Source organism: Streptomyces sp. NBC_01214, assembly GCF_026340975.1.
Classification (GTDB): domain Bacteria; phylum Actinomycetota; class Actinomycetes; order Streptomycetales; family Streptomycetaceae; genus Streptomyces.
Map to the genome: position 1 here is coordinate 857,833 of NZ_JAPEOS010000002.1, position 23,810 is coordinate 881,642.

The following is a 23,810-nucleotide window of genomic DNA, read 5'->3' on the forward strand; positions in this document are numbered from 1 at the left end:
TGGAATTGCCCCCGGCGGGGCTGAACCGGCCGCGCCGCCGGCTCGGCGGCGGGCCGGCGGGGACCCCGTCAAGGCCCTGCTGCACCGGCACCGAGAGCTGTGCGAGCGCGCCGTGGACCCGCTGGAGATCGCCGCCGGGCTGGAAGCCCACGGCATCACCGACCGCACCGCCGCACGGTTCCGGCACCGGGACGTCTTCTCGCTCGCCGAGGAGCTGTACGCGCGCAGCCCCCACGAGGAGGTCACCGCCGCCGCGCCCGCCCCGGTCCCGGCCGGCCCCGCTGCGTTCCGCGGCTTCGGCTACGCGCTGCTGCCCGCCGCCCTCGCCTGCGCCGCGGCCGCCGCCGGGCAGGCGTGGGCCGGGGCCGCCGCCGTGGTCGCCGTCGCCACCGCCCTGGTGTGGCCGGGGCGGGCGGCCGGGGGCCGGTTCCCCTACGTGGCGCACGCATTGGCCGCGGCCGTCGCCGGATGGGCCGTGTACCGGCACGGCGCCGCCCTCGCCGTCGGTCTCGCGCTGGCCGTCGTCCCCGGGCACCTGGTCGCCGTCGCCTTCGCCGCCGGGGCGCGGTCCCGGCTCGACGGGAGCCGGGCCCTGGAGGACTTCGCCGACCGGGTGCGTCCGCTGTTGCTGGCGGCCGTCGCCCTGTTCACCGGGGCCGCCGCCGCGGCCGCCGTGCTCGCCGGAACGCCGCTCCCGGTGGCCGTGCCCCTCGCCCTGCTGCTCTTCCTGACCCGGCTCCTGCTGCGGCACGGAGCCCACCGCGCGCCCGTCGGCGCGGCCCTCGCCCTCGCGCTGGTCCCCGTTCCGGCGGCGCTCCTCGCCGCCGCGGCCGGACTCCTCGTACACGCCGTGCTCGCCCTGGCCCGCGCCTGCGCGCATGCGCGGCCCTGACGTCCCCGGGACGTCCCCAGACCTTCGGAGCCGACGCCGAAGCGCTCTACCCGTACCCCGCCCCACCCATCCGTCCATCCGTCCGCAAGGAGACACAGACATGACCGGCCAGCCAACCAACCAAGGGGTCACGCGATGAGGGTGCTGCTGATCGGAGCCAACGGATACCTCGGCCGCTACGTCGCCGACCGGCTGCTCGCCGACCCCGCCGTCCAGCTCACCGCGCTCGGCCGCGGCGACGACGCCGACGTCCGCTTCGACCTCGCCACCGGCAGCCCCGGCGCGCTCACCCGCTTCCTCGACGCCGTCCACCCGGGCGTCGTCATCAACTGCGCCGGAGCGACCCGGGGCGGCGCCCGGGAACTCACCCGGCACAACACCGTCGCCGTCGCGACGATCTGCGAGTCGCTGCGCCGCAGCGGCTGCGGGGCCCGGCTGGTGCAGCTCGGCTGCGCCGCCGAGTACGGGCCCAGTCAGCCCGGATCGTCCACGGCCGAGGACGCCGTCCCGAGACCGGGTGGACCGTACGGGGTGAGCAAACTGGCCGCCACCGAGCTGGTCCTGGGCTCCGGACTCGACGCCGTCGTCCTGCGGATCTTCTCGCCCGTCGGCCCCGGCACCCCCGCCGGATCCCCGCTCGGCCGGCTCGCCGAGGCCATGCGCCGCGCCATGCAGGCGGGCGACGGCGAGCTGAAGCTCAGCGGGCTCGGCGTGCAGCGCGACTTCGTGGACGTACGGGACGTGGCGCGGGCCGTGCACGCCGCCTCGCTGTCCGCCGCCCAGGGCGTGGTCAACATCGGCACCGGCCGCGCGGTCCGGCTGCGCGACGCGGCCGCGGTCCTCGCCCGCGTCGCCGGGTACGGAGGCGCCCTGCACGAGCTGGACGTCCCGCACGGCGGCCCCCAGCAGGGGCACGGGCACCCCGGCCGCCCGGCCGGACTCGCCGCCATCGGCTCGCCCCGCTCCGAGGCCACCACCGAGCAGATGACTGCCGTGGCCCCCCAGCCGTACCCGTACCCGGACGGGTGCGGGGCCTGGCAGCAGGCGGACGTCCGTACCGCGCGCGACCGGCTCGGCTGGCGGCCCCGGATCAACCTGGAGGAATCCCTCGCGGACATCTGGATGGAGGCGGCGTGCCGCATCTGACGACGCCGCCCGGGGCCGTGACCGCCGCCGCGACCGGGGCCGGCCGCCTCGGTCTCGGCATCCCCGGTTACGCGCACCCGCTGCTCGCCCCCGTCGAGTGGGCCGAACTGACCCGCCCCGGCACCCCGCTGCACTGGGCCGTGCTGAACGTGGCGGACGGCCCGGGCGGGCGGCCCGATCCGCACTGCACGGAAGCGGCCGCCAAGCTGCGTCGCGCGGGCGGCATGATCCTCGGTCATCTCGCGATGCGAGACGGAGCGCGGTCCTTCGGGGAGCTGGTCTCCGATGCCCACCGCTTCCGCGACTGGTACGGGGTCGGCGGTTTCTACCTGGCCGGGACCCCGGCCGGCAAGGCGGAGTTCGCCTCGGTGAGCCGGGTCGTGGACACCCTGCGGGGCCTCGGCGAGGACCTGCGGATCGTGCTCGGGCACGGCACGCACCCGTACGAGGGCTACGCCGAGGCCGCGGACCAGCTGGTCACCTTCTCCGGGGCCTGGTCCGACTACCGCTGGTCGCAGGTGGCCGAGTGGACCGCGGACCATCCGGCGGAGCGCTTCTGCCACCTTGTCCACGGGGTGCCGCGGGCGCATCTGGAGGAGGCGATGAGGATCGCCCGCTGGCAGGGGGCGGGCACGATCTGGTTCACCGACCGGCTCGGGACGCGCGGCAGCGACCCCTGGGCCTCCATGCCCGCGTACTGGGACGAAATCGTCTCAAGGGTCGGGACAGGTGTCTTGGAATGAAGACGGGCGTGGCAGTGTTACTGGGAGAACAACCATCAGTTTGCTCCCTGCACCTGCGGGGATGCTCCCATCTTCGGAGTGCCCGTGTCGCTGCCACCGCTGGTCGAGCCAGCAGCTGAGCTCACCGTTGACGAGGTCCGTCGGTATTCGCGGCACCTGATCATCCCGGACGTCGGGATGGACGGCCAGAAGCGCCTGAAGAACGCCAAGGTGCTGGCCGTGGGTGCCGGCGGTCTCGGTTCGCCCGCCCTCATGTACCTGGCCGCGGCCGGCGTCGGCACGCTGGGCATCGTGGAGTTCGACGAGGTCGACGAGTCGAACCTGCAGCGCCAGATCATCCACAGCCAGGCGGACATCGGCCGTTCCAAGGCCGAGTCGGCCCGCGACAGCGTGCTGGGCATCAACCCGTACGTGAACGTGGTCCTTCACGAAGAGCGGCTCGAAGCCGAGAACGTGATGGAGATCTTCAGCCAGTACGACCTCATCGTCGACGGCACGGACAACTTCGCCACGCGCTACCTGGTGAACGACGCCTGCGTGCTGCTGAACAAGCCGTACGTGTGGGGCTCGATCTACCGCTTCGACGGCCAGGCCTCGGTCTTCTGGTCCGAGCACGGCCCCTGCTACCGCTGCCTCTACCCGGAGCCCCCGCCGCCGGGCATGGTCCCGAGCTGCGCCGAGGGCGGCGTGCTGGGCGTGCTCTGCGCGTCCATCGGGTCGATCCAGGTCACCGAGGCCATCAAGGTCCTCACGGGCGTCGGCGAGCCGCTCGTCGGCCGCCTGATGATCTACGACGCCCTGGAGATGCAGTACCGCCAGGTCAAGGTCCGCAAGGACCCCGACTGCGCGGTCTGCGGTCCGAACGCAACCGTCACCGAGCTCATCGACTACGAGGCCTTCTGCGGCGTCGTGTCGGAGGAGGCCCAGGAGGCGGCCGCCGGTTCGACGATCACTCCCAAGCAGCTCAAGGAGTGGATCGACACCGACGAGCCCATCGAGATCATCGACGTCCGCGAGGTCAACGAGTACGAGATCGTCTCGATCCCCGGCGCGAAGCTGATCCCCAAGGGCGAGTTCCTGATGGGCACCGCCCTCCAGGACCTGCCGCAGGACAAGCGCATCGTCCTGCACTGCAAGACGGGTGTCCGCAGTGCGGAAGTCCTCGCGGTCCTGAAGTCCGCGGGCTTCGCGGACGCGGTGCACGTCGGCGGCGGCGTGATCGGCTGGGTCCACCAGATCGAGCCCGAGAAGCCGGTCTACTAGGCCTTCCACTAGGCCGGTCCGGCGGGCCGGTCCACCAGCAGTGGTCCGAAGGGGCCGTACCCCGCGATCGGGGTACGGCCCCTTCGGCATGCGTCCCGCGGACCGGATCAGGCGGCCGACGACTCCGGCACCTCGGGCGGCGGCGGTGGCGTCGGGTTCGGGGCCGCGGTGCAGACGGTGCCCTCGGCCGGCGTCTTCCCGTCCAGCAAGTAGCCGTTGACCGCCTTCTGCACGCACGGGTCGCCGCTGTTGTACGCGCCGTGCCCCTCGCCCTTGTAGGTGAGCTCCACGCCCACGCCCGGGCCGAGCCGCTCCACCATGTTCCGGGCGCCCTCGTACGGGGTGGCCGGGTCGCCGGTGTTGCCGATGACCAGGATCGGGTCGGCGCCCGGCGCCGAGACGTCGGGGGTCTCCCAGGTGCCGGGGACCGGCCAGCCGGTGCACGTCAACATGCCCCAGCCGAGGAGGTCCCCGAAGACCGGCGAGGCGGCACGGAACTCCGCCAGCTTGGCCTTCGTCTGCTCCAGGGTGTAGCGCTCCTTGTCGTCCACGCAGTTGATGGCGGTGTTGGCCGCACCGATGTTGCTGTAACGCCCTTGCTGGTCACGGCCGTTGAGCGCGTCGGACAGGGCCATCAGCAACTGCCCCTGACCGCCCTCCGCCTCGTCGAGGCCCTGTTCCAGCAGCGGCCACAGCTCCTTCGAGTACAGGGCCTGCGCGATGCCGTTGGTCGCCTGGGTCTCGGTGAGCATCCGGTCCCCGATGCCCGGGATCGGCTTGGCGGCCAGCGCCTTCTGCAGCTTGATGACGTCGGCCTCGATCTCCTTGGGCGTGCTGCCCCGGAGACGGCACTCGTCGCCGCGGTCCACGCAGTCCTGGGCGAAGTTGCCGAGCGCGAGCTGGAAGCCCTTGGCCTGGCCGAGGGCGCTCTGCTCGGCGGTCTTGGTGGGGTCCACGACGGCGTCGAAGACGGCCCGGCCGACGTTCTTGGGGAAGAGGTGGGCGTAGACCCCGCCGAGCTCGGTGCCGTAGGAGATGCCGAAGTAGTTCAGCTTCTCGTCGCCGAGGGCCTGGCGGATGCGGTCCAGGTCGCGGGCGGCGTTCTCGGTGCCGACGCGGGGGAGCAGCGCGGCGGAGTTCTTCTCGCAGGCCTCCTGGTACGTGCGGATGTTCTCGACGAAGGCCTTCTCCTCCTCCGGGGTTTCGGGGGAGGAGTCCTCGCTGAAGTACTGGTCCAACTGCTTGTCGTTCTCGCACAGGACCGGATCGCTGCCGCCCACCCCGCGCGGGTCGAAGCTCACCAGGTCGTACCGGGCGCGCAGGGCCTCGTACTCCTTCGCGGCGCCCGGCAGCGTACTGATGCCCGAGCCGCCGGGGCCGCCGAAGTTGAAGACCAGCGAGCCCAGCCGGTTCTTCTGGTCCCGCGCCTTGGCCCGGATCAGGGCGATCGGGATCGTCTCGCCCTCGGGCTTCGCGTAGTCGAGCGGGACGTCGAGGGTGGCGCACTGCCAGTCCTTGGGCGGGGCCTGGCCACCGCCCTGGGCGGCGGTCGGGGCCTCGCAGTCGCCCCATTTCAGGGGCTTGACCTCGGGGGAGCCGTCGGCCGTCGGCTTCTTCCCGTCGCCGTCTGACGAGCAGGCGGCCGTGGAGAGCACCCCGGCGGCGAGCGTGGCGGCGGCGGTGACCCGCCAGGCGTGTGTGGGCATGTCCCCATCCTGTGGGCCCCGCGGTGACCCCGCCCGTGCGCTGACCCGAACGGGGGGCGCGCCGGCCCGCCCGCCTGACCGACCTCCCTCCCCTCAGTAGCCGTACACGCTCAGCTCGGTGATCGCGGCGAACAGGTGCTGCCAGGTCGCTGCGGAGGGCGAGCCGTCGGCCAGCGCCCCGGGATCCAGGGCCTCCATCGCCTCGCCGAAGGCCCCGATGCCGTTCTCGGCCGGGTACGAGGACCAGCAGGCGCCCATGTACCGGCGCACGCCGTCGAGGAGCCCGACGAAGGTCGCCACGTCCCGGGCCAGCGGGATGACGGACTCCTGGTGCATGTGGACCGCTCCGGTGACGCGGTGGACGCCCACCAGGCCCGGGTCCGTGTACCCGAAGTCGAAGGTCCCGAGGTGCAGCAGGTCGTCGTCGCCGGCTTCCGGTGCCTGCTCGGTCAGCGGCCGCAGCAACTGCGGGGCGACCTCGAACGAGCTGACGCCCGCGGCCCAGTGGCGCGGCAGCCCCACCCCGCTCAGGAACTCCCGGGTGGCCGGGTGCTCCAGCGTGTCCGGGAGCCCGTCGCCGGGGACGCGCGTGACCCACGCGTCGCCGAAGGTCCGGGCGAGCCCGGCCGCGGTGAGCGGACCGGAGCCGCGCGTGCCCGGGCGGAACCACGGGGTGTCCTCGGCGGACGCCCAGGACGAGGAGTCGGCGGCGCCCCGGGGCCAGTCGGCGAGCGCCGCGGCGTTCCCCTCCACCACCACGACCCCGCGCGCCTCCGCGTACAGGTAGCGGCCGCCGCCGAGCGGAACCGGTTCCTCCCAGGTGCCGGGGCAGTTCAGCGCCCAGCCCTCCTCGTCCGTGTCGAACAGCCGAGGGCCGTCCGGCTCCGCCACGTCCCGCTCCACGGCCCCACCATCGGCCGGTGCGGGCAGCCGGCGTCCCGTTTCCAGGTCGAACCAGGCGTCCTCGCACCACAGGGCCCACACCTTCACGGCCGCGCCCGCGTCCCCGTCGAGGTCGTACACCTCGGCGGTGCGGTCCCCGCTGAGGTTCGGCTCCGCTTCGTAGCCGCCGACGGGCCGCCACCAGGCCCACACCGTCCGCCAGGGCAGCCCCGGTTCGGCCTCGGCGACGCGGGCGGCGTAGTCGTGGTGCCCGAGCACGGTCGCGGCGAAGTGCAGCCACGAGGCGAACTCCGCCCGCCCCACCTCGGCCCGTCCGAAGACGGCCTCGGCCTGCGTGAACACCTCCCGCCCGATGCCCCCTTCGCCCGCGGCCCCGCCCCGCAGGGCCACCCGGTCCGCGCGCAGCACCGCGGCCGGATCGTCGAACGGGCAACGGCCGTCCCGGTCTTCACTCATGGACGCATGCTGCCACCCGCCTCGGACATCGCCCCCGCCGGCCGGAACGTCCAGCCACGCCGGCGTCCGAGGCGCGGGCGCGAAGCGCCGTAGCGGATACGGGAGCGCCCCGGTGCCGAATCCGCCGACCGGAGCCGGAGCCGGAGCCGGAGCCTGATCCGCCGACCGGAGCCGGAGGCTAGATGGCTTCCTTGCGGGTCAGGAAGTTGAACGAGATCCACCCCGGCAGCACCGGCAGCCAGAAGGTCATCAGGCGGAACAGCAGCACCGCGGAGATTGCGACCTCCTTCTCCAGACCCGCCGCGATCAGCCCGAGGGTCAGCGTGGTCTCCACCGCGCCCATACCGCCCGGCGTCGGCGCCGCCGACCCCAGCGCGTTGCCCGCCAGGAACACCACCGCGATGCTCGCGTAGCTGATGGCCTCGCCGCCCCCGAACGCGCGGATCGACGCGTCCAGGCACATCACGAAGCAGCCCGTCAGCAGCAACATCCCGCCGATGCCGGTCAGCAGCTTCTTCGGCCGCTGGAGCACGTCCAGCATGCGCGGCACCACGCCCGCGAACAGCGCCCGGACCCGCGTCACCACGAACTTCCGCAGGAACGGGACCGCCGTCACCACCAGCACCAGCACGGCCACCGTCAGCAGACCCGCGATGACGGCCCGGGACGGGGTCATCTCCGGGGTCTTCTCGGTCCCGGTCAGATAGCCGAAGGACAGCAGCAGCACGATGTGGCTGGCCAGCCCGAACAACTGGGAGGCGCCCACGCTCGCGACCGCCAGCCCCGGCCGGACCCCCGCCCGCTGGAGGAACCGCGTGTTCAACGCGACACCGCCGACGGCCGCCGGAGCCACCAACTTCACGAACGACCCGGCCACCTGCGCGACCACGGTCCGTAGGAACGGCACCCGCTCCGGGACGAAGCCCAGCAGGCTCATCGCCGCCGCGAAGTACGTCAGCGCCGAGAAGGCGAGCGCCGCCCCGACCCAGCCCCACTGCGCCTGGCCGATGATCGTCGCGAAGTCGACATGGGCGAGCTGCGTGAGCAGGAAGTACGCACCGAACGCGCCCGCGATGAACGAGACCAGCGTGCGCGGCCGGATCCGCTCCAGCCGGGCCGGCTCCACCGGGGCCTGCGGCCGGATGAGCAGCACCTGATGGCGGATCTGGGTCAGCAGATCCTCCTCGCGGGCCCCGTCCAGCGCATCTTCCAGGGCCTTCTTCTCGGCCTTGCGGTCGGCGGCGGCCGAGGCGGAGACCGGGGTCGCGGAGGCCGCGGACTCCGCCTCGCGCGCCGCCTTCGCCGCCCGCGAGGACTCCAGTACGGCCTCCCGCTGCCGCTCCGCCCGCTCCCGGGCCAGCTTGCGCAGCGTCGCCCGGGTGGAGCGGCTCAGCGCGATCGGCTGGAGCAGCGGCAGACAGTCCGCCACCGCGTCCGGGCCGAGCACCGACACGGCGGAGGCCACCGCGCGCTCGGCGCCGACCCGCAGGCCGATCGTGGTCAGCAGCTGGGCGATGTCCATCCGCAGCACCAGGTCGCCGGCGGCGATCTCGCCGCCGCGCAGGTCGGTCAGGATGACGTTGCCGGAACGATCCACCACAAGGGCGTCCCCGGTGAGCCGGCGGTGTGCGATCCGCCGCGACTGGAGGGCCCGTACCTGCTCCCACGTGTGGTGGATCAGCTCGTCGGTGATCTCCTCGTCGGAGAGCGCGTCCAGCGCCCGCACGTCCAGGTGCTCGTACACGAGCATCACCGCGTCCGGGCCGAGCTCGGAGGTGGCGATCAGCTTCGGCGCGTTCGCCCCGGCCGCGATGGCCGCGTACGCGAGGAGCGCCTCCTGCTCCAGCGCCTGGCGCAGCGACTGCAGGCTGCGCCCCGTGGTGATGCCGCGCAGGGTGAGCCGGCGCCAGACCCGGTAGAAGAAGCCGTGGGCCTGCTGCTCGCGGTCGACGATCGTGACGTCGAGCGGCGGCCCGTCCTCCAGGGTCACGTGGTAGCGGCGCCCCCGGTCGTTGGCCTCGGAGGGCTCGGGGCCCTCGGGCATCTCGGCGCGCATCGCGCTGACCGGCTGGAAGCCGACCCGGCGCAGTCCGGCGAGGAGGTGCTGGCCGGTGGGGCGCACGTTGGGCGAGCCGACCGCGTACAGGGTGCCGTAGGCGACGCTCCAACCGATCAGCACGGTGAGGATGATCGAGAAGGGGGTGGTGTACCCGTTGACCAGCATGGCCAGGGCGTTGAGCAGCAGGACCACCCACAGGGCGACCCGCCAGTGGGGTCTGCGGGTCATCCCGACCGCGGTCATGTACGCGATGACGGGCGCGAGGTAGCCGTGGACGGGGTCGGTGAGGGTCCCGCCGGCCGCGGGGCGGGTGAGGGCGTCCTGGATGGTTTCGGGGGCGGCCTGCGAGACCCACAGGTCCGTGGCGAGGGTGACGCCGTGCGCGAGGACGGCCGCGAGGACGCCGTCGGCGATGCGCAGCCCGTCGCGTTTGATCAGCCGCTCGATGGCGAAGGCGACGGGCAGCAGCAGCACCGCGATGCTGGACACCAGCGCGGCGACCTTGATCAGCAGGTCGGGCGCCTGGCCGGTGCCCTTGCTGATGTCCTCCTCCAGACCCACGGTGGTGCCGTGGGCGAAGGCGGCGATGGCGAGGAGGACGGCGATGCCGAGGATGCCGACGAGCAGGCGTACGAGGTCGGACGGCCGGTGCACGCGGGCGGCGAGCAGCGGTTCGTCGACCTCGACCCGGTCGGCGTCCGTGGCGGAGTGACCGTGCGGGCCCTCGGCGGCCGCGCCGGCCCCGGCTCCGGCCGCCTTGGCTCCGGCGGCCTTGGCCCTGCCGGCCTTGGCTTCGGCCGCCTTGGCTTCGCCGGCCTTGGCCCTGCCTGGCTTGGCCCCGGCCGCTTCGGATCCGCCCTTACGGTCGGTCCGGCCGTCGGGGCGCGGGGGCTCCGGACGGGGCTCCGGGACGGGTTCGGGGCGGGCGGAGCGGCCGTCGTCAGGGCGTGCGCCGTCGTCGGTCGCCGCGCCGTCCGGAGGGCTCACACCCTGCTCCTTCGTCGTCACGTCCGTCTCTTCTTGATCACGTATCACCAGTCACCGCCCGGAAGATGGTGGCACGGACCGACGGGCCAGCGGGGCATCAGGGTGCGCGCCGGTGCGGAAGCGAGACCTCCGCCCGAGCGCGGCCGACGTACTGCACCATGTGCTGAATGAGTGAGGAGCTGCCCGCGTACGCGGAGCGCGTACTGGAGGTGGCCGAGCGTATTCCGCCCGGCCGGGTGATGACGTACGGGGACGTCGCCGAGTGGCTCGGCGAGGGAGGACCGCGCCAGGTCGGGCGTGTCATGGCCCTTTACGGGGGAGCCGTGCCCTGGTGGCGCGTGGTGCGGGCGGACGGCCTGCCGCTGCCCGGTCACGAGGTGCGCGCCCTGGAGCACTACCGGACCGAGGCCACCCCGCTGCGCCTGACGGCGGGCGGCGAGCCGCGGCTGGACATGCGCCGGGCGCGCTGGGACGGGGCCCCCGGACAGGACGGCGGAGAGGACGGCTCGCGCGACGAGTCTCACACCTGACAGCTTCGGCCATGCGGGGCCCGGACGGGCGATCGGGCGACGGCCCGAACGCCCGTCCGGGGTACTCGGGGGGACTGCGCGGCGTCGGCCGGTTGCCGTAGCGTTGCCTCTTCGGCTTCCGCGGCGGCTTCCGCGCGAGCCGTCACGGCAACACCGCCACACCCCGCAGACCCACCAGGACCGGCACCCCACGTGATCACCTCTTCCTCGGACCGCACCGAACGGCGGCGTACGCGGACCCCCGACGCGTACCGCCTCGTGCGCACCGGGCCGGAACGGGTGGATCCCCCTGTGCTGGACGCAGCGCAGCGCGCGGTGGTTGACCACACCGGCGGACCACTGCTGGTCCTCGCCGGACCGGGCACCGGGAAGACGACCACGCTGGTCGAAGCCGTCACCGCCCAGGTGGAAGCGGGCGCCGACCCCGCCCGGATCCTCATCCTCACCTTCAGCCGCAAGGCGGCGGTGGAACTGCGCGACCGGGCCGCCCTGCGCCTCGGCGGCGCGCGCGCCCCGCAGGCCACCACCTTCCACTCCTTCTGCTACGGACTGGTCCGCGCCCACCAGGACACCGACCTCTTCGCCGACCCGCTGCGGCTGCTGTCCGGCCCCGAGCAGGACGTGATGGTCCGCACCCTCCTCGAGGGCCAGCGCCGGATCCGCTCCATCCGCTGGCCGGACGACCTGCGCGCCGCGCTGACCACGCGCGGGTTCGCCGACGAGGTCCGGGCGGTGCTCGCCCGCGCCCGCGAACTGGGCCTCGGGCCGCAGGCCCTGTCCTCGTTCGCCGACCGCATCGGCCGCCCGGACTGGAAGGCGGCGGCGGCCTTCCTCTCCGAGTACCTCGACGTCCTCGACATGCAGGGCACGCTGGACTACGCGGAACTCCTGCACCGGGCGGTGCTCCTCGCGGAACGCACGCCGTCCCTCGCCTCCGCCTACGACGCGATCTTCGTCGACGAGTACCAGGACACGGACGCCTCGCAGCTGCGGCTGCTGCGCGCCCTCACCGGCCCGGGCGGCACGCTGGTCGCCTTCGGCGATCCCGACCAGTCGATCTACGCCTTCCGCGGTGCCGACATCAACAACGTCCTGGACTTCGGGTCGGCCTTTCCCGGCGCGCAGGTCAAGGCCCTCACCGTCGGCCGCCGCTCCGGCGCGGCCCTCCTGGCGGCCACCCGGCTGCTCACCACCCGGATGCCCGTCCCGCGACTGCCGGCCGAGGCGGTCCGCGCCCACCGGAACCTCGCGCCGGTGCGGGCGGGCGGCCGGGTGGAGGTGTTCACGTACCCGACGGCGGGCGCCGAGCTGGACAACATCGCCGACGTCCTGCGGCGGGCCCACCTGGAGGACGGGGTGCCCTGGCAGGACATGGCCGTCCTGGTCCGCGCGGGCGGTCGCACCCTCCCGGCGATGCGCCGCGCCCTGATCTCGGCGGGAGTGCCGGTCGAAACGGACGGCGCGGACACGCCCCTGCGCCACGAACCGGCGGTCTCCCCCCTCCTGACGGCCCTCCGCGTCGCAGCCACCGCCGCCGAACCCGCGCCATCGCACGCCCCGGATGTGGCGCACTCCGACGGCCCGCTGCCGGCCGACGCCCCCACCGGCACGTCCCCGGCCGCCGGGTCCGGTCCGCAGGACCTGTCCGACGCGGTCGAGCCCGGAACGGCCTCCGCTCCGACGCCGGCCGACGCCGGGGCCATCACCGGCTCCGGCGCCACGGCGCCGGGCGCGAGCCCCTCGGGAGCCGCCCCCGACGCCGTCGAGCCGGGCCCGGGGCGCAGCCCCGCCGCGCCCGCGGGCGGCCCGGCGCAGGCCGCGGACCCTGGCGCCCCCGACGCCGTCGAGCCCGGCTCGGGGCAGGGCCCCGAAGCCGCCTCCGGCTCTGCCGACGTGTCGCCGTCCGGTCCGCAGGACCAGTCCGACGCGGTCGAGCCCGGAACGGCCTCCGCCCCGACGCCGGCCGACGCCGGGGCCATCACCGGCTCCGGCGCCACGGCGCCGGGCGCGAGCCCCTCGGGAGCCGCCCCCGACACCGTCGAGCCGGGATCTGCCGACGCCGAGCCCGGTGCCGGCGACCCCGCCGGAGGCGACCAGGCGGGCGAGCTCGCTCGCGCTGTCGGGGTGGGTGGGCGGGAAACATCCCCTGCCGGAGGCGACCCCGACGCCGTCGCAGAGGGCCCCGCGCAGGCCGCGGACCCCGCCGGTGGCGAGCCCGACGCCGTCGGAGCCGGGTCGGGCCCCGAGGGCTCCGCTGACCACGCCGGAGGCATCGGCGTCGAGGCCGCCCTCACCCTGCTCGCCTCCCCCCTCGGCGGGATGGACGCCGCCGACCTCCGGCGGCTCGGCCGCGCCCTGCGTGACGAGGAGCGCGCCGCCGGCGTCAAGGTGCCCGCACCCTCCGACGTACTCCTCGCCCGCGCCCTCGCCGAGCCCGAGCGGCTCACCGCCCACGACCCCGCATACGCCCGTGGCGCCCAGCGCCTCGGACTGCTCCTGCGCAAGGCCCGCGAACTGCTCCAGGGCGGCGGCACCGCCGAGGAGGCCCTGTGGGTCCTGTGGGACGGCACGCCCTGGCCGCAGCGGCTGGAGCGCAGCGCCCGCCGCGGCGGCGCGGCCGGCCGCAACGCCGACCGCGACCTCGACGCGGTCTGCGCCCTCTTCGACACCGCCGCCCGCGCCGAGGAACGCACCGGCGGCCGCGGCGCGCTCAACTTCCTCGAACAACTGGAGGCGGAGGACATCGCCGCCGACACGTTGACGGCCCGCGCCACCCGCTCCGACGCCGTCCGGCTGATGACCGCCCACCGCTCCAAGGGACTGGAGTGGTCCCTCGTCGTCGTCGCCGGCGTCCAGGAGGGCCTGTGGCCCGACCTCCGCCGCCGCGGTTCCCTCCTGGAGGCCGACCGCATCGGCCGCGACGGCCTCGCCGAGCCCCTCACCCCCGGCGCCCTGCTCGCCGAGGAGCGCCGGCTCTTCTACGTCGCCGCCACCCGCGCCCGCGACCGCCTCGTCGTCACCGCCGTCAAGGCACCCGCCGACGACGGCGACCAGCCCTCCCGCTTCCTCACCGAGCTCGGCGTCCCCCCGCGGGACGTCACCGGCCGCCCCCGCCGCCCCCTCGCCGTCGCCGCGCTCGTCGCCGAGCTGCGCGCCACCACCGTCGACCCCGACGCCTCGCCCGCCCTGCGCGACGCGGCCGCCCGCCGCCTCGCCCGCCTCGCCGCGCTCACCGACGACGAGGACCGCCCGCTGGTCCCCGCCGCGCACCCGCAGCGCTGGTGGGGCCTGTACGAGCCCACCCGCAGCAGCGTCCCCCTCCGCGACCGGGACCGGCCCGTTGCCCTGTCCGGCAGCGCCCTGGAGCAGCTCGCCAACACCTGCTCCCTCCAGTGGTTCCTGGGCCGCGAGGTCAAGGCCGACACCCCCTCCACCGCCGCCCAGGGCTTCGGCAACGTCGTCCACGTCCTCGCCGACGAGGTCGCCTCCGGCCGCACCCCTGCCGACCTGGCCGTACTCATGGAACGCCTCGACTCGGTGTGGGACGCCCTCGCCTTCGACGCCCCCTGGAAGTCCCGCCAGGAGAAGGACAACGCCCGCGCCGCCCTGGAGCGCTTCCTGCGCTGGCACACCACCGACCGCGGCGGCCGCGCGGCCGTGGCCACGGAGCACGAGTTCGACGTCACGCTCGAAGCAGGTGAGGTCGCCGTCCGCATCCGGGGTTCCATGGACCGGGTCGAATCGGACCCGCAGGGGCGTGCGTACGTCGTCGACTTCAAGACCGGCAAGTCGGCGCCCACCAGGGACGAGGTCGCCCGCCACCCCCAGCTCGCCGTCTACCAGCTCGCCGTGCGCGAGGGCGCCGTCGACGAGGTCTTCGACGGCCTGCGCCCCGCTTCCGGCGGCGCCGAGCTCGTCCAGCTCCGCCAGGGCGCCGCGATCCGCGAGGGCGGCGACGCGGTCCCCAAGGTGCAGGCCCAGCAGCCGCTCGACGGGGAGTGGGTCGGTGACCTGCTGGCCACCGCCGCGGGCCGGGTCCTGGACGAGCGGTTCGCGCCCGCCGCGGGCCGCCACTGCGATCACTGCTCCTTCCGCAGCTCGTGCAGCGCCCGCCCGGAGGGCCGCCAGACGGTCGAGTGAGCTCGGCGCTCGGCGCTCGGCGGTCGGCTCGGTGGTCGGCGTCGGCGTCGGGGCTCGGCGGTCGGGGCTGTCGGTGGGGACGGCTAGCCTTTTCGGGTGCCCGCGCGTCCGCCCGCCCTCTCCGACCCCGAGCAGCTCAAGGAGCTCCTCGGGATCCCCTTCACGCCCGAGCAGATGGCCTGTGTGACCGCCCCGCCCGCCCCGCAGGTCGTCGTCGCGGGCGCCGGCTCCGGCAAGACCACCGTCATGGCCGCCCGCGTCGTCTGGCTCGTCGGGACGGGCGCGGTCGCGCCCGAGCAGGTGCTCGGCCTGACCTTCACCAACAAGGCCGCCGGCGAACTGTCCGAGCGCGTGCGCAAGGCCCTCGCGCGGGCCGGCATCACCGACCCGGACCCATCCCCGACCGACGCGGACGCCGCCGGTGGCGAGCCCCGCATCTCCACCTACCACGCCTTCGCCGGTCAGCTCCTGAAGGACCACGGGCTGCGCATCGGCCTGGAGCCCAGCTCCCGGCTGCTCGCCGACGCCACCCGCTTCCAGCTCGCGGCGAAGGTGCTGAGCGAGGCGCCCGGTCCGTACCCCTCGCTCACCAAATCGGTCCCCGACCTGGTCGGCGACCTCCTCGCGCTCGACGGGGAACTCTCCGAGCACCTGGTCGAGCCCGAGCAGCTGCGCCTGTACGACACCGGACTGCTCGATGTGCTCGCCGGCACCAAGCTCACCAACGAGGACCTCCGCAAGGTCCCGGAGGCCGTGCGCGGCCGCCTCGAGCTGCTGGAACTGGTCGTCCGCTACCGCGCCGCCAAACGCTCCCGCGACCTCTTCGACTTCAGCGACCAGATAGCCCTCTCCGCGCAGCTCGCCACCACCCGGCCCGAGGTGGGGGCGCTGCTGCGCGAGGAGTTCCGGGTGGTCCTGCTCGACGAGTACCAGGACACCTCCGTCGCACAGCGACTGCTGCTGTCCGGCCTCTTCGGTGCGGGCTCCGGCCACGCCGTGACCGCCGTCGGCGACCCCTGCCAGGCGATCTACGGTTGGCGCGGTGCCTCCGTCGCCAACCTCGACGACTTTCCGGAGCACTTCCCGCACGCCGACGGGACCCCGGCCACCCGGCTCTCCCTCAGCGAGAACCGGCGCAGCGGCGGCCGCCTGCTGGACCTGGCCAACGGGCTCGCCGCCCCGCTGCGCGCCATGCACGAGGGCGTGGAGGCGCTGCGCCCGGCGCCGGGTGCGGAGGCCGCCGGACAGGTCCGCTGCGCCCTGCTGGAGACCCACGCGCAGGAGCTCGACTGGCTCGCCGACTCCGTCGCCCACCTGGTCCGCACCGGGACGGAGCCGCGGGAGATCGCCGTACTGTGCCGCTCCGCCGGAGACTTCGCGCAGATCCAGGCCGTGCTGGTGGACCGGGACGTGCCCGTCGAGGTCGTCGGCCTCTCGGGGTTGCTGCACCTGCCCGAGGTCGCCGACCTCGTCGCCGTCTGCGAGGTCCTCCAGGACCCGGGCGCCAACGCCTCCCTGGTGCGGCTCCTGATCGGCCCGCGCTGGCGGATCGGCGCGCGCGACCTGGCCCTGCTGGGGCGCCGGGCGCGGCTCCTCGTGAGCCGCGCGCCCGCCGGGTCCGACCCGGACGAACGCCTCGCGGCGGCCGTGGAGGGCGTGGACCCGGCGGAGATCGTGTCGCTGGCCGACGCCCTGGAGACCTTCCTCGACGGCGCCGGACAGGCCCCGGACGACCTCCCCTTCTCGGCGGAGGCCCGGGTCCGCTTCGCGCACCTCGCCCAGGAACTGCGCGACCTGCGGCGCTCCCTCGCGGACCCGCTGATGGACGTCCTGCACCGGGTGCTGACCGCCACCGGCCTGGAGGTGGAGCTGTCGGCCTCCCCGCACGCGCTGGCGGCCCGCCGCCGCGAGACGCTGTCGAACTTCATGGACGTCGCGGCCGGTTTCGCGGCCCTCGACGGCGAAGCCACGCTGCTGGCCTTCCTGGCGTTCCTGCGCACGGCCGCCCAGTACGAGAAGGGCCTGGACCACGCGCTGCCCGGCGGCGAGAACACGGTCAAGGTGCTCACCGCCCACAAGTCCAAGGGCCTGGAGTGGGACGTGGTGGTGGTCCCTGACCTGTGCGCGGGCGCCTTCCCGAAGGAGAAGCCGCCGGAGGCCTGGACCTCGTACGCGAAGGTGCTCCCGTACGCGCTGCGCGGCGACGCGCCCACCCTGCCCGGTGACCCGGCCTGGACCTCGGCGGGGTTGAAGGCCTTCAAGGTCGCGCTCAAGGACCACAAGTCGGTGGAGGAGCTCCGCCTCGGCTACGTGACCTTCACGCGGCCGCGCTCCCTGCTGCTGGCCTCGGGCCACTGGTGGGGCCCGAGCCAGAAGAAGCGCCGCGGCCCGTCGCCGTTCCTCGAAGCCCTGTACGAGCACTGCGCGGCCGGTTTCGGCGAGATCGAGGCCTGGGCGGACGAGCCCGACCCCACCGCCGAGAACCCGGCGCTGTCCGGCGAATCCACCCCGGACCACTCCTGGCCCCTCCCGCTCGACCCGTACTCCCTCACCCTGCGCCGCGCGGCGGCCGCCCTGGTGGAGTCCTACCTCGCGGCCCCGCCCCCGGAGGAGGACGCGTACCTCTGGCCCCCGGACTGCGAGGAGCCGTGGCCGGACGAAGACCCCTGGGAACCGGACCCCGCGGACGGCCCCTGGCCCCAGGAGGCCCCGGCCGACGCCGCCGGTACGCCTCCGGCGACGACGCAGCCCAGAGCCCCGGGCCGAGCCGACAGCTCCGGTACGGCTCCGGCTGCGAGCGCAACCGCGCCGGCCCCTCGTGCGGGGGCGGGCGTACCCGCCGGGGGCGACGACCTGTGGGCCGGCGGGGACGCCCCCGGCCGGGGGGCGTCCGTACCGGAGGAGGACGACCTGTGGGCCGGGGAGGCCATCGGCGGCGTCGGCGCCGCCGTGCCGCATCCGCGTCCCGTGACGGCCGACCCCGCCGGAGGCGACCTCGTTCCCGAAGAGGCCCGCGCCGTCGCCTCCTGGGACCGCGACCTCGACGCCCTCGAGGGCGAGCTCCGCCGTGCCCGCGCGGCCGTCCGCGACGTCGAGCTGCCGTCCTCCCTGTCCGCCAGCCAGCTGCTCCGGCTCGCCGCCGACGAGCAGGGCTTCGTGCGCGACCTCGCCCGGCCCATGCCGCGGCCCCCGCAGCCCGCCGCCCGCCAGGGCACCCGGTTCCACGCCTGGGTCGAGTCCCGGTTCGACGAGCTGCCGCTGCCGTTCCTCGACGTCCTCGACCCCGTCGCCGACCTCCCCGGCGCAGGCTCCGACCAGGAGATCGTCGACGAGGCCGACCTCGACTCCCTCAAGGCCGCCTTCGAACGCAGCCCGTACGCGGACCGGCCCCCCCACCGCATGGAGGCCCCGGTCCAGCTCACCCTCGCCGGCCGGGTCGTGCGCGGCCGGATCGACGCCGTCTACCGCAACCCGGACGGCTCGTACGAGATCGTCGACTGGAAGACCGGCCGCACCACCGAGGCCGACCCGCTCCAGCTCGCCGTCTACCGCGTGGCCTGGGCCGAGGCCACCAACACCCCGCTCGACCGGGTCTCCGCCGCCTTCCTGCACGTCCGCAGCGGCCGCGTGATCCGCCCCCGCAACCTCCCGGACCGCGCCCGCCTTGAGCGGATCCTCCAAGGCGAATCGGACCCGGACGGTGACCACCAGGCGGACGGCTAGGCTCGGGGCATGAGCGACACCCCGCCGGACAGCGTCGTCCGCACGTACATCGACACCCACCGCGCCGCCTTCCTCGACGACCTCGCCGAGTGGCTCCGCATTCCCTCCGTCTCGGCCCAGCCCGAGCACGCGGACGACGTACGCCGCAGCGCCGAATGGCTCGCGGCCAGGTTCAAGGAGACCGGCTTCCCGGTCGCCGAGGTCTGGGAGACCCCCGGCGCGCCCGCCGTCTTCGCGCACTGGCCGAGCGAGGACCCGCACGCCCCGACCGTCCTCGTGTACGGGCACCACGACGTACAGCCCGCCGCCCTCGCCGACGGCTGGCACACCGACCCGTTCGAGCCGGTGGTCCGGGGCGGCCGCATGTACGGGCGCGGCGCCGCCGACGACAAGGGGCAGGTATTCTTCCACACCCTCGGGGTACGGGCGCACCTGGCGGCCACCGGCGCCGCCGCTCCCGCCGTGCACCTCAAGCTCCTCATCGAGGGCGAGGAGGAGTCCGGCTCGCCGAACTTCCGTGCCCTCGTCGAGGCGCGCGCCGCCGAGCTCGCCGCCGACGTCGTGATCGTCTCCGACACCGGCATGTGGTCCGAGACCACCCCCACCGTCTGCACCGGCATGCGCGGCGTCGCCGACTGCGAGATCGACTTCCACGGCCCGGACCAGGACATCCACTCCGGCGCCTTCGGCGGGGCCGTGCCCAATCCGGCCACCGTCGCTGCCCGCCTGGTCGCCGCCCTGCACGACGCCGACGGACGGGTCACGATCCCCGGCTTCTACGACAACATCGCCGAGCTGACGGACGCGGAGCGCGCGCTCATCGCCGAGCTGCCCTTCGACGAGTCCGAGTGGCTGCGCACGGCCAAGTCCCACGCGGCCGCGGGCGAGGCCGGGTACTCCACCCTGGAGCGCGTCTGGGCCCGCCCCACGGCCGAGGTCAACGGCATCGGCGGCGGCTACCAGGGCCCCGGCGGCAAGACCATCGTGCCCGCCTCCGCCCACCTGAAGCTGTCGTTCCGGCTGGTGTCCGGGCAGGACCCGTACGAGGTCGAGGCGGCCGTCAGGGACTGGGTCGCGGCCGGGATCCCGGACGGGATCCGCCACTCCATCACCTTCGGCGCACCGACCCGCCCGTGCCTGACCCCGCTGGACCACCCGGCCCTCCAGTCGGTCGTCCGGGCCATGGGCCGCGCCTTCGGCGAGAAGATCCGCTTCACGCGGGAGGGCGGTTCCGGCCCCGCGGCGGACCTCCAGGACGTCCTGGACGCACCCGTCCTCTTCCTCGGCATCTCGGTACCGTCCGACGGCTGGCACTCGCCGAACGAGAAGGTCGAGTTGGACCTCCTGCTCAAGGGCGTCGAGACGACCGCGTACCTCTGGGGAGACCTGGCCGCCCACCACCGAACCACCGCCTGACACCCGACGCACGCACCTGCCGTACCGAGCCTGCCTGTCCCACCACCGGGGGAGATGGAAGTACCTGTGAGCACCCATACCGAGCGCCCTCCCGCCGAGCGCCCTCTTTCGCTCGCCGCGCCCAGCGGGATCGACCGCGCCGCGCACCACCGGCTCGACGAGGCGTGGCTCGCCGCGGCCTGGAGCCACCCCACGACCCGGGTCTTCGTCGTCTCCGGCGGCCAGGTCCTGATCGACGACACCCCCGACGGCGGTACCGGCATCGTGATGACCCCGGCCTTCGAGGCCCCGGTCACCGAGACCCACCGCTACTTCCTGGGCACCGACGAGGACGGCGTACGGTACTTCGCTCTGCAGAAGGACGCGCTGCCCGGCCGCATGGACCAGTCGGCCCGCCCGGCCGGCCTGCGCGAGGCCGGCCTGCTGCTGTCCCCGCGCGACGCCGGGCTGATGGTGCACGCGGTCGCGCTGGAGAACTGGCAGCGGATGCACCGCTTCTGCTCGCGCTGCGGCGAACGCACGGTGGTCGCGGCCGCCGGGCACATCCGCCGCTGCCCGGGCTGCGGCGCAGAGCACTACCCGCGCACCGACCCGGCCGTGATCATGCTGGTCACGGACGAGCACGACCGTGCGCTGCTGGGCCGCCAGGTGCACTGGCCGGAGGGCCGCTTCTCCACGCTGGCGGGGTTCGTGGAGCCGGGCGAGTCGATAGAGCAGTCCGTCATCCGCGAGGTGTGGGAGGAGGCGGGCGTCCGGGTCGGCGAGGTCGAGTACGTGGCCAGCCAGCCGTGGCCCTTCCCGTACAGCCTGATGCTGGGCTTCAGGGCTCGCGCCACCACCTCGGAGATCACGGTGGACGGCGAGGAGATCGAGGAGGCCCGCTGGTTCTCCCGCGAGGAGCTGCGCGCGGCGTTCGCGTCGGGCGAGGTGCTGCCCCCGTCGGGCATCTCCATCGCCGCCCGGCTGGTCGAGCTCTGGTACGGCGAGCCGCTGCCGAAGGCGGCCGCGTAACCTTCGTCACTTCCCCGGCCCGTGACGGGTCCGGACACAGCGGAGGGCCCCCGCCTCGGCGGGGGCCCTCCGCTGTGTGTCGCTCCTGCGGCCGATCAGACGGCGAGGGCCTGCTTGACCTGGGCCAGGCTCGGGTTCGTCATGACGGACTCGTTGCCCGCGGCGGACGTCACGAGGACGGTGGGAACCGTCTGGTTGCCGCCGTTGGCCTTCTCCACGAACGCGGCGGACTCGGGGTCGAGCTCGATGTTGATCTCGTTGTACGCGATGCCTTCCCGGTCCAGCTGGGTCTTCAGCCGACGGCAGTAGCCGCACCAGGTCGTGCTGTACATCGTGACGGTGCCCGTGTCCTGCATGCTGCTGCTCTCCTTCGTGAGGGCTCGGTGGTCCGAGTACTCGAACGTACGGGACCCTGCGGCCATTCCCGTACGGTCGCGCCCGCGCACCCGGTGTGACCGATACGACCGATACGTGCTCCCTGTGGACAACTTTCCCGCCCGACTCACGAGACCTGGCAGCATGGCGGGGTGACAGCAGCAACGCACTCCTCATCGTTCCCGGGTGGCCCCGCCTCCGCCGACTCGGCCGACGCGGTGCTCCTGGGCCTCGACCCGGAGCAGCGCGAGGTCGCCACGACCCTGCGCGGGCCGGTGTGCGTGCTGGCGGGTGCCGGTACCGGCAAGACCCGCGCGATCACCCACCGCATCGCCTACGGCGTCCGGTCCGGGCAGCTCATGCCGGCCAGCGTGCTGGCCGTCACCTTCACCAACCGTGCCGCGGGCGAGATGCGCGGACGCCTGCGCACCCTGGGCGCGGGCGGGGTCCAGGCCCGCACCTTCCACTCCGCCGCCCTGCGCCAGCTCCAGTACTTTTGGCCGAAAGCGGTCGGCGGCGAGCTGCCCCGGCTGCTGGAGCGCAAGATCCAGTTCGTCGCCGAGGCCGGCGCGCGCTGCCGCATCCGTCTCGACCGCAACGAGTTGCGCGACGTCACGGGCGAGATCGAATGGGCGAAGGTCACCCAGACCGTGCCCGCCGACTACTCGGTGGCCGCCCTCAAGTCGGGCCGCGAGGCCCCCCGGGACCTGGCCGAGATCGCCCAGATCTACGGGACGTACGAACAGCTCAAGCGCGACCGCGGCATGATCGACTTCGAGGACGTGCTGCTCCTGACCGTCGGCATCCTCCAGGACCGCCACGACATCGCCGAGCAGATCCGCACCCAGTACCAGCACTTCGTCGTCGACGAGTACCAGGACGTCAGCCCGCTCCAGCAGCGGCTGCTGGACCTGTGGCTCGGCGAGCGCGACAGCCTGTGCGTCGTCGGTGACGCCAGCCAGACCATCTACTCCTTCACCGGTGCCACCCCCGACCACCTGCTGAACTTCCGCACCCGCTACCCGCAGGCCACGGTGGTCAAGCTGGTCCGCGACTACCGCTCCACCCCCCAGGTGGTCCATCTGGCCAACGGGCTCCTGAACCAGGCCAAGGGCCGGGCCGCCGAGCACCGGCTGGAGCTGATCTCGCAGCGCGAGACCGGCCCCGACCCCGTCTACGCCGAGTACGCCGACGAGCCCGCCGAGGCCGAGGGCGTCGCCCGCCGGATCCGGGACCTGATCGCCGCGGGCGTCCCGGCGGGCGAGATCGCCGTGCTCTACCGCATCAACGCCCAGTCCGAGGTCTACGAGCAGGCCCTCGCCGACGCCGGGGTCCCCTACCAGCTGCGCGGAGCCGAGCGGTTCTTCGAGCGCCAGGAGGTCCAGAGGGCGATCCTCGCGCTGCGCGGCGCCGCCCGCTCCGGCGGGAACGATCCGCTGCTCGACGACGTCGTGGAGCTGGGCTCCCAGGTCCGGGCGGTGCTCAGCTCCACCGGCTGGAGCACCGAGCCGCCCGCCGGCTCCGGTGCCGTGCGCGACCAGTGGGAATCGCTGGCCGCGCTGGTCCGACTCGCCGAGGACTTCGCCCGGGCCCGGCCCGCAGCGACCCTGGCGGACCTCACGATCGAGCTGGAGGAGCGCAAGGTCGCCCAGCACGCCCCGACCGTGCAGGGCGTCACCCTGGCCTCGCTGCACGCGGCGAAGGGTCTGGAGTGGGACGCCGTGTTCCTCGTCGGCCTCACCGACGGCATGATGCCGATCACCTATGCGAAGACCGACGAGCAGGTCGAGGAGGAACGGCGACTGCTCTACGTCGGCGTCACCCGGGCGCGGATCCACCTGGGCCTGTCGTGGGGGCTCTCCCGCGCCCCCGGTGGCCGGGCCTCCAGACGACCCAGCCGCTTCCTGAACGGCCTGCGGCCGGGCTCCGCGGCCCCGGGTGCCGCAGCGGGCTCCGCGGCCGAGCGAGGGGCGCGGGGGCGCGTGCGCCGCGGTCCGGCCCTGTGCCGGGTCTGCGGCAAGACCCTGACCGAAGCCGGCGAGCTGAAGCTGATGCGCTGTGAGGACTGCCCGTCCGACATGGACGAAGGCCTCTACGAGCGGCTGCGGGAGTGGCGCGCGGCCCAGTCGAAGGAGCAAGGCCTGCCCGCCTACTGCGTCTTCACGGACAAGACGCTGATGGCCATCGCGGAGGCCGCGCCGTCCGCGGAGGGGGAGCTCTCGATGATCTCCGGAGTGGGCGGCCGTAAGCTTGACCGGTACGGAGCCGATGTCCTGGCCATCTGCGCAGGTCAAGAGGTTGGGGCCGGGCATCTTGACGACGCGTAGAAACTCGTCGGAAAAATAGTTTGCACATGCCCAGCGAAGACCCATAGGTTCTTAGCAACGGAAACGGTGGCTTCTCCGAAGCCCGGGATCCGTGCTGTACTTATCCGAATACGTATGGGACAGGCCCCCGGGC

14 protein-coding genes are annotated in these 23,810 nt (G+C 74.1%); 10 read left to right on the plus strand and 4 right to left on the minus strand.

The window, feature by feature from the left end:
• Positions 1-112 precede the first annotated feature (112 nt).
• The 4 genes from OG594_RS28910 to moeZ all read left to right on the plus strand — a co-directional run bounded on the left by OG594_RS28910 (position 113) and on the right by moeZ (position 4,044).
• On the plus strand, positions 113-892 hold the full coding sequence (locus OG594_RS28910) for a hypothetical protein (RefSeq protein WP_266604656.1): 780 nt from the start codon (positions 113-115) through the stop codon (positions 890-892).
• 135 nt (positions 893-1,027) lie between these two features.
• The gene (locus OG594_RS28915; protein ID WP_266604658.1) at positions 1,028-2,038 is read left to right on the plus strand and encodes an NAD-dependent epimerase/dehydratase; all 1,011 of its coding nucleotides are present in this window, start codon (positions 1,028-1,030) and stop codon (positions 2,036-2,038) included.
• A complete protein-coding gene (locus OG594_RS28920) occupies positions 2,026-2,781 on the plus strand; it encodes a spherulation-specific family 4 protein (protein ID WP_266604660.1) in 756 nt (251 codons plus the stop codon). Before OG594_RS28915 ends, OG594_RS28920 begins: the two co-directional genes overlap by 13 nt.
• Before the next feature lie 84 nt (positions 2,782-2,865).
• Entirely contained in the window at positions 2,866-4,044 is a 1,179-nt protein-coding gene (moeZ, locus tag OG594_RS28925; protein WP_150259112.1) for an adenylyltransferase/sulfurtransferase MoeZ, read from the plus strand.
• A gap of 107 nt (positions 4,045-4,151) precedes the next feature.
• On the opposite strand, the gene OG594_RS28930 is transcribed toward moeZ, so the two are convergent.
• The 3 genes from OG594_RS28930 to OG594_RS28940 all read right to left on the minus strand — a co-directional run bounded on the left by OG594_RS28930 (position 4,152) and on the right by OG594_RS28940 (position 10,155).
• Complete coding sequence (locus OG594_RS28930) at positions 4,152-5,750, minus strand: alpha/beta hydrolase (RefSeq protein ID WP_266604664.1); 1,599 nt, start codon at positions 5,748-5,750, stop codon at positions 4,152-4,154.
• 93 nt (positions 5,751-5,843) lie between these two features.
• Positions 5,844-7,109, minus strand: coding sequence for an SUKH-4 family immunity protein (locus tag OG594_RS28935; RefSeq protein ID WP_266604666.1), 1,266 nt, complete (start codon positions 7,107-7,109; stop codon positions 5,844-5,846).
• Between the two features lie 178 nt (positions 7,110-7,287).
• The gene (locus OG594_RS28940) at positions 7,288-10,155 is read right to left on the minus strand and encodes a lysylphosphatidylglycerol synthase transmembrane domain-containing protein (protein WP_266606614.1); all 2,868 of its coding nucleotides are present in this window, start codon (positions 10,153-10,155) and stop codon (positions 7,288-7,290) included.
• A gap of 167 nt (positions 10,156-10,322) precedes the next feature.
• On the opposite strand from OG594_RS28940, the gene OG594_RS28945 reads away from it, so the two are divergent.
• From OG594_RS28945 to nudC, 5 genes are all read left to right on the plus strand, one after another.
• Positions 10,323-10,685 carry an MGMT family protein gene (locus OG594_RS28945; RefSeq protein WP_266604668.1) on the plus strand — a complete coding sequence of 121 codons (363 nt, stop codon included), beginning with the start codon at positions 10,323-10,325 and terminating at the stop codon, positions 10,683-10,685.
• Positions 10,686-10,877: 192 nt separating this feature from the next.
• A complete protein-coding gene (locus OG594_RS28950) occupies positions 10,878-14,825 on the plus strand; it encodes a UvrD-helicase domain-containing protein (RefSeq protein ID WP_266604670.1) in 3,948 nt (1,315 codons plus the stop codon).
• 96 nt (positions 14,826-14,921) lie between these two features.
• Complete coding sequence (locus OG594_RS28955; protein ID WP_266604672.1) at positions 14,922-18,548, plus strand: UvrD-helicase domain-containing protein; 3,627 nt, start codon at positions 14,922-14,924, stop codon at positions 18,546-18,548.
• Between the two features lie 9 nt (positions 18,549-18,557).
• Positions 18,558-19,964, plus strand: a complete 1,407-nt coding sequence (locus tag OG594_RS28960) for a dipeptidase (RefSeq protein WP_266604674.1) — start codon at positions 18,558-18,560, stop codon at positions 19,962-19,964.
• Positions 19,965-20,018: 54 nt separating this feature from the next.
• Positions 20,019-20,975 (plus strand): NAD(+) diphosphatase, encoded by a 957-nt coding sequence (nudC, locus tag OG594_RS28965; RefSeq protein WP_266604676.1) that lies wholly within the window; start codon positions 20,019-20,021, stop codon positions 20,973-20,975.
• A gap of 95 nt (positions 20,976-21,070) precedes the next feature.
• Here the strand turns inward: nudC and OG594_RS28970 are convergent, their stop codons facing one another.
• Entirely contained in the window at positions 21,071-21,331 is a 261-nt protein-coding gene (locus OG594_RS28970) for a mycoredoxin (protein ID WP_030850057.1), read from the minus strand.
• A 171-nt stretch (positions 21,332-21,502) separates the two neighbouring features.
• Between OG594_RS28970 and OG594_RS28975 the strand changes: the two genes are divergently transcribed.
• Positions 21,503-23,677, plus strand: a complete 2,175-nt coding sequence (locus tag OG594_RS28975) for an ATP-dependent DNA helicase UvrD2 (protein WP_266604679.1) — start codon at positions 21,503-21,505, stop codon at positions 23,675-23,677.
• The last annotated feature ends 133 nt before the right edge of the window (positions 23,678-23,810 follow it).

Bases quoted from the DNA above. Each gene is read 5' to 3' on its own strand.
- OG594_RS28945 (WP_266604668.1), top strand. From the start codon at position 10,323: ATGAGTGAGGAGCTGCCCGCGTACGCGGAGCGCGTACTGGAGGTGGCC.
- OG594_RS28935 (WP_266604666.1), bottom strand. From the start codon at position 7,109: ATGAGTGAAGACCGGGACGGCCGTTGCCCGTTCGACGATCCGGCCGCG.
- OG594_RS28915 (WP_266604658.1), top strand. From the start codon at position 1,028: ATGAGGGTGCTGCTGATCGGAGCCAACGGATACCTCGGCCGCTACGTC.
- OG594_RS28930 (WP_266604664.1), bottom strand. From the start codon at position 5,750: ATGCCCACACACGCCTGGCGGGTCACCGCCGCCGCCACGCTCGCCGCC.
- OG594_RS28970 (WP_030850057.1), bottom strand. From the start codon at position 21,331: ATGCAGGACACGGGCACCGTCACGATGTACAGCACGACCTGGTGCGGC.
- nudC (WP_266604676.1), top strand. From the start codon at position 20,019: ATGGAAGTACCTGTGAGCACCCATACCGAGCGCCCTCCCGCCGAGCGC.
- OG594_RS28960 (WP_266604674.1), top strand. From the start codon at position 18,558: ATGAGCGACACCCCGCCGGACAGCGTCGTCCGCACGTACATCGACACC.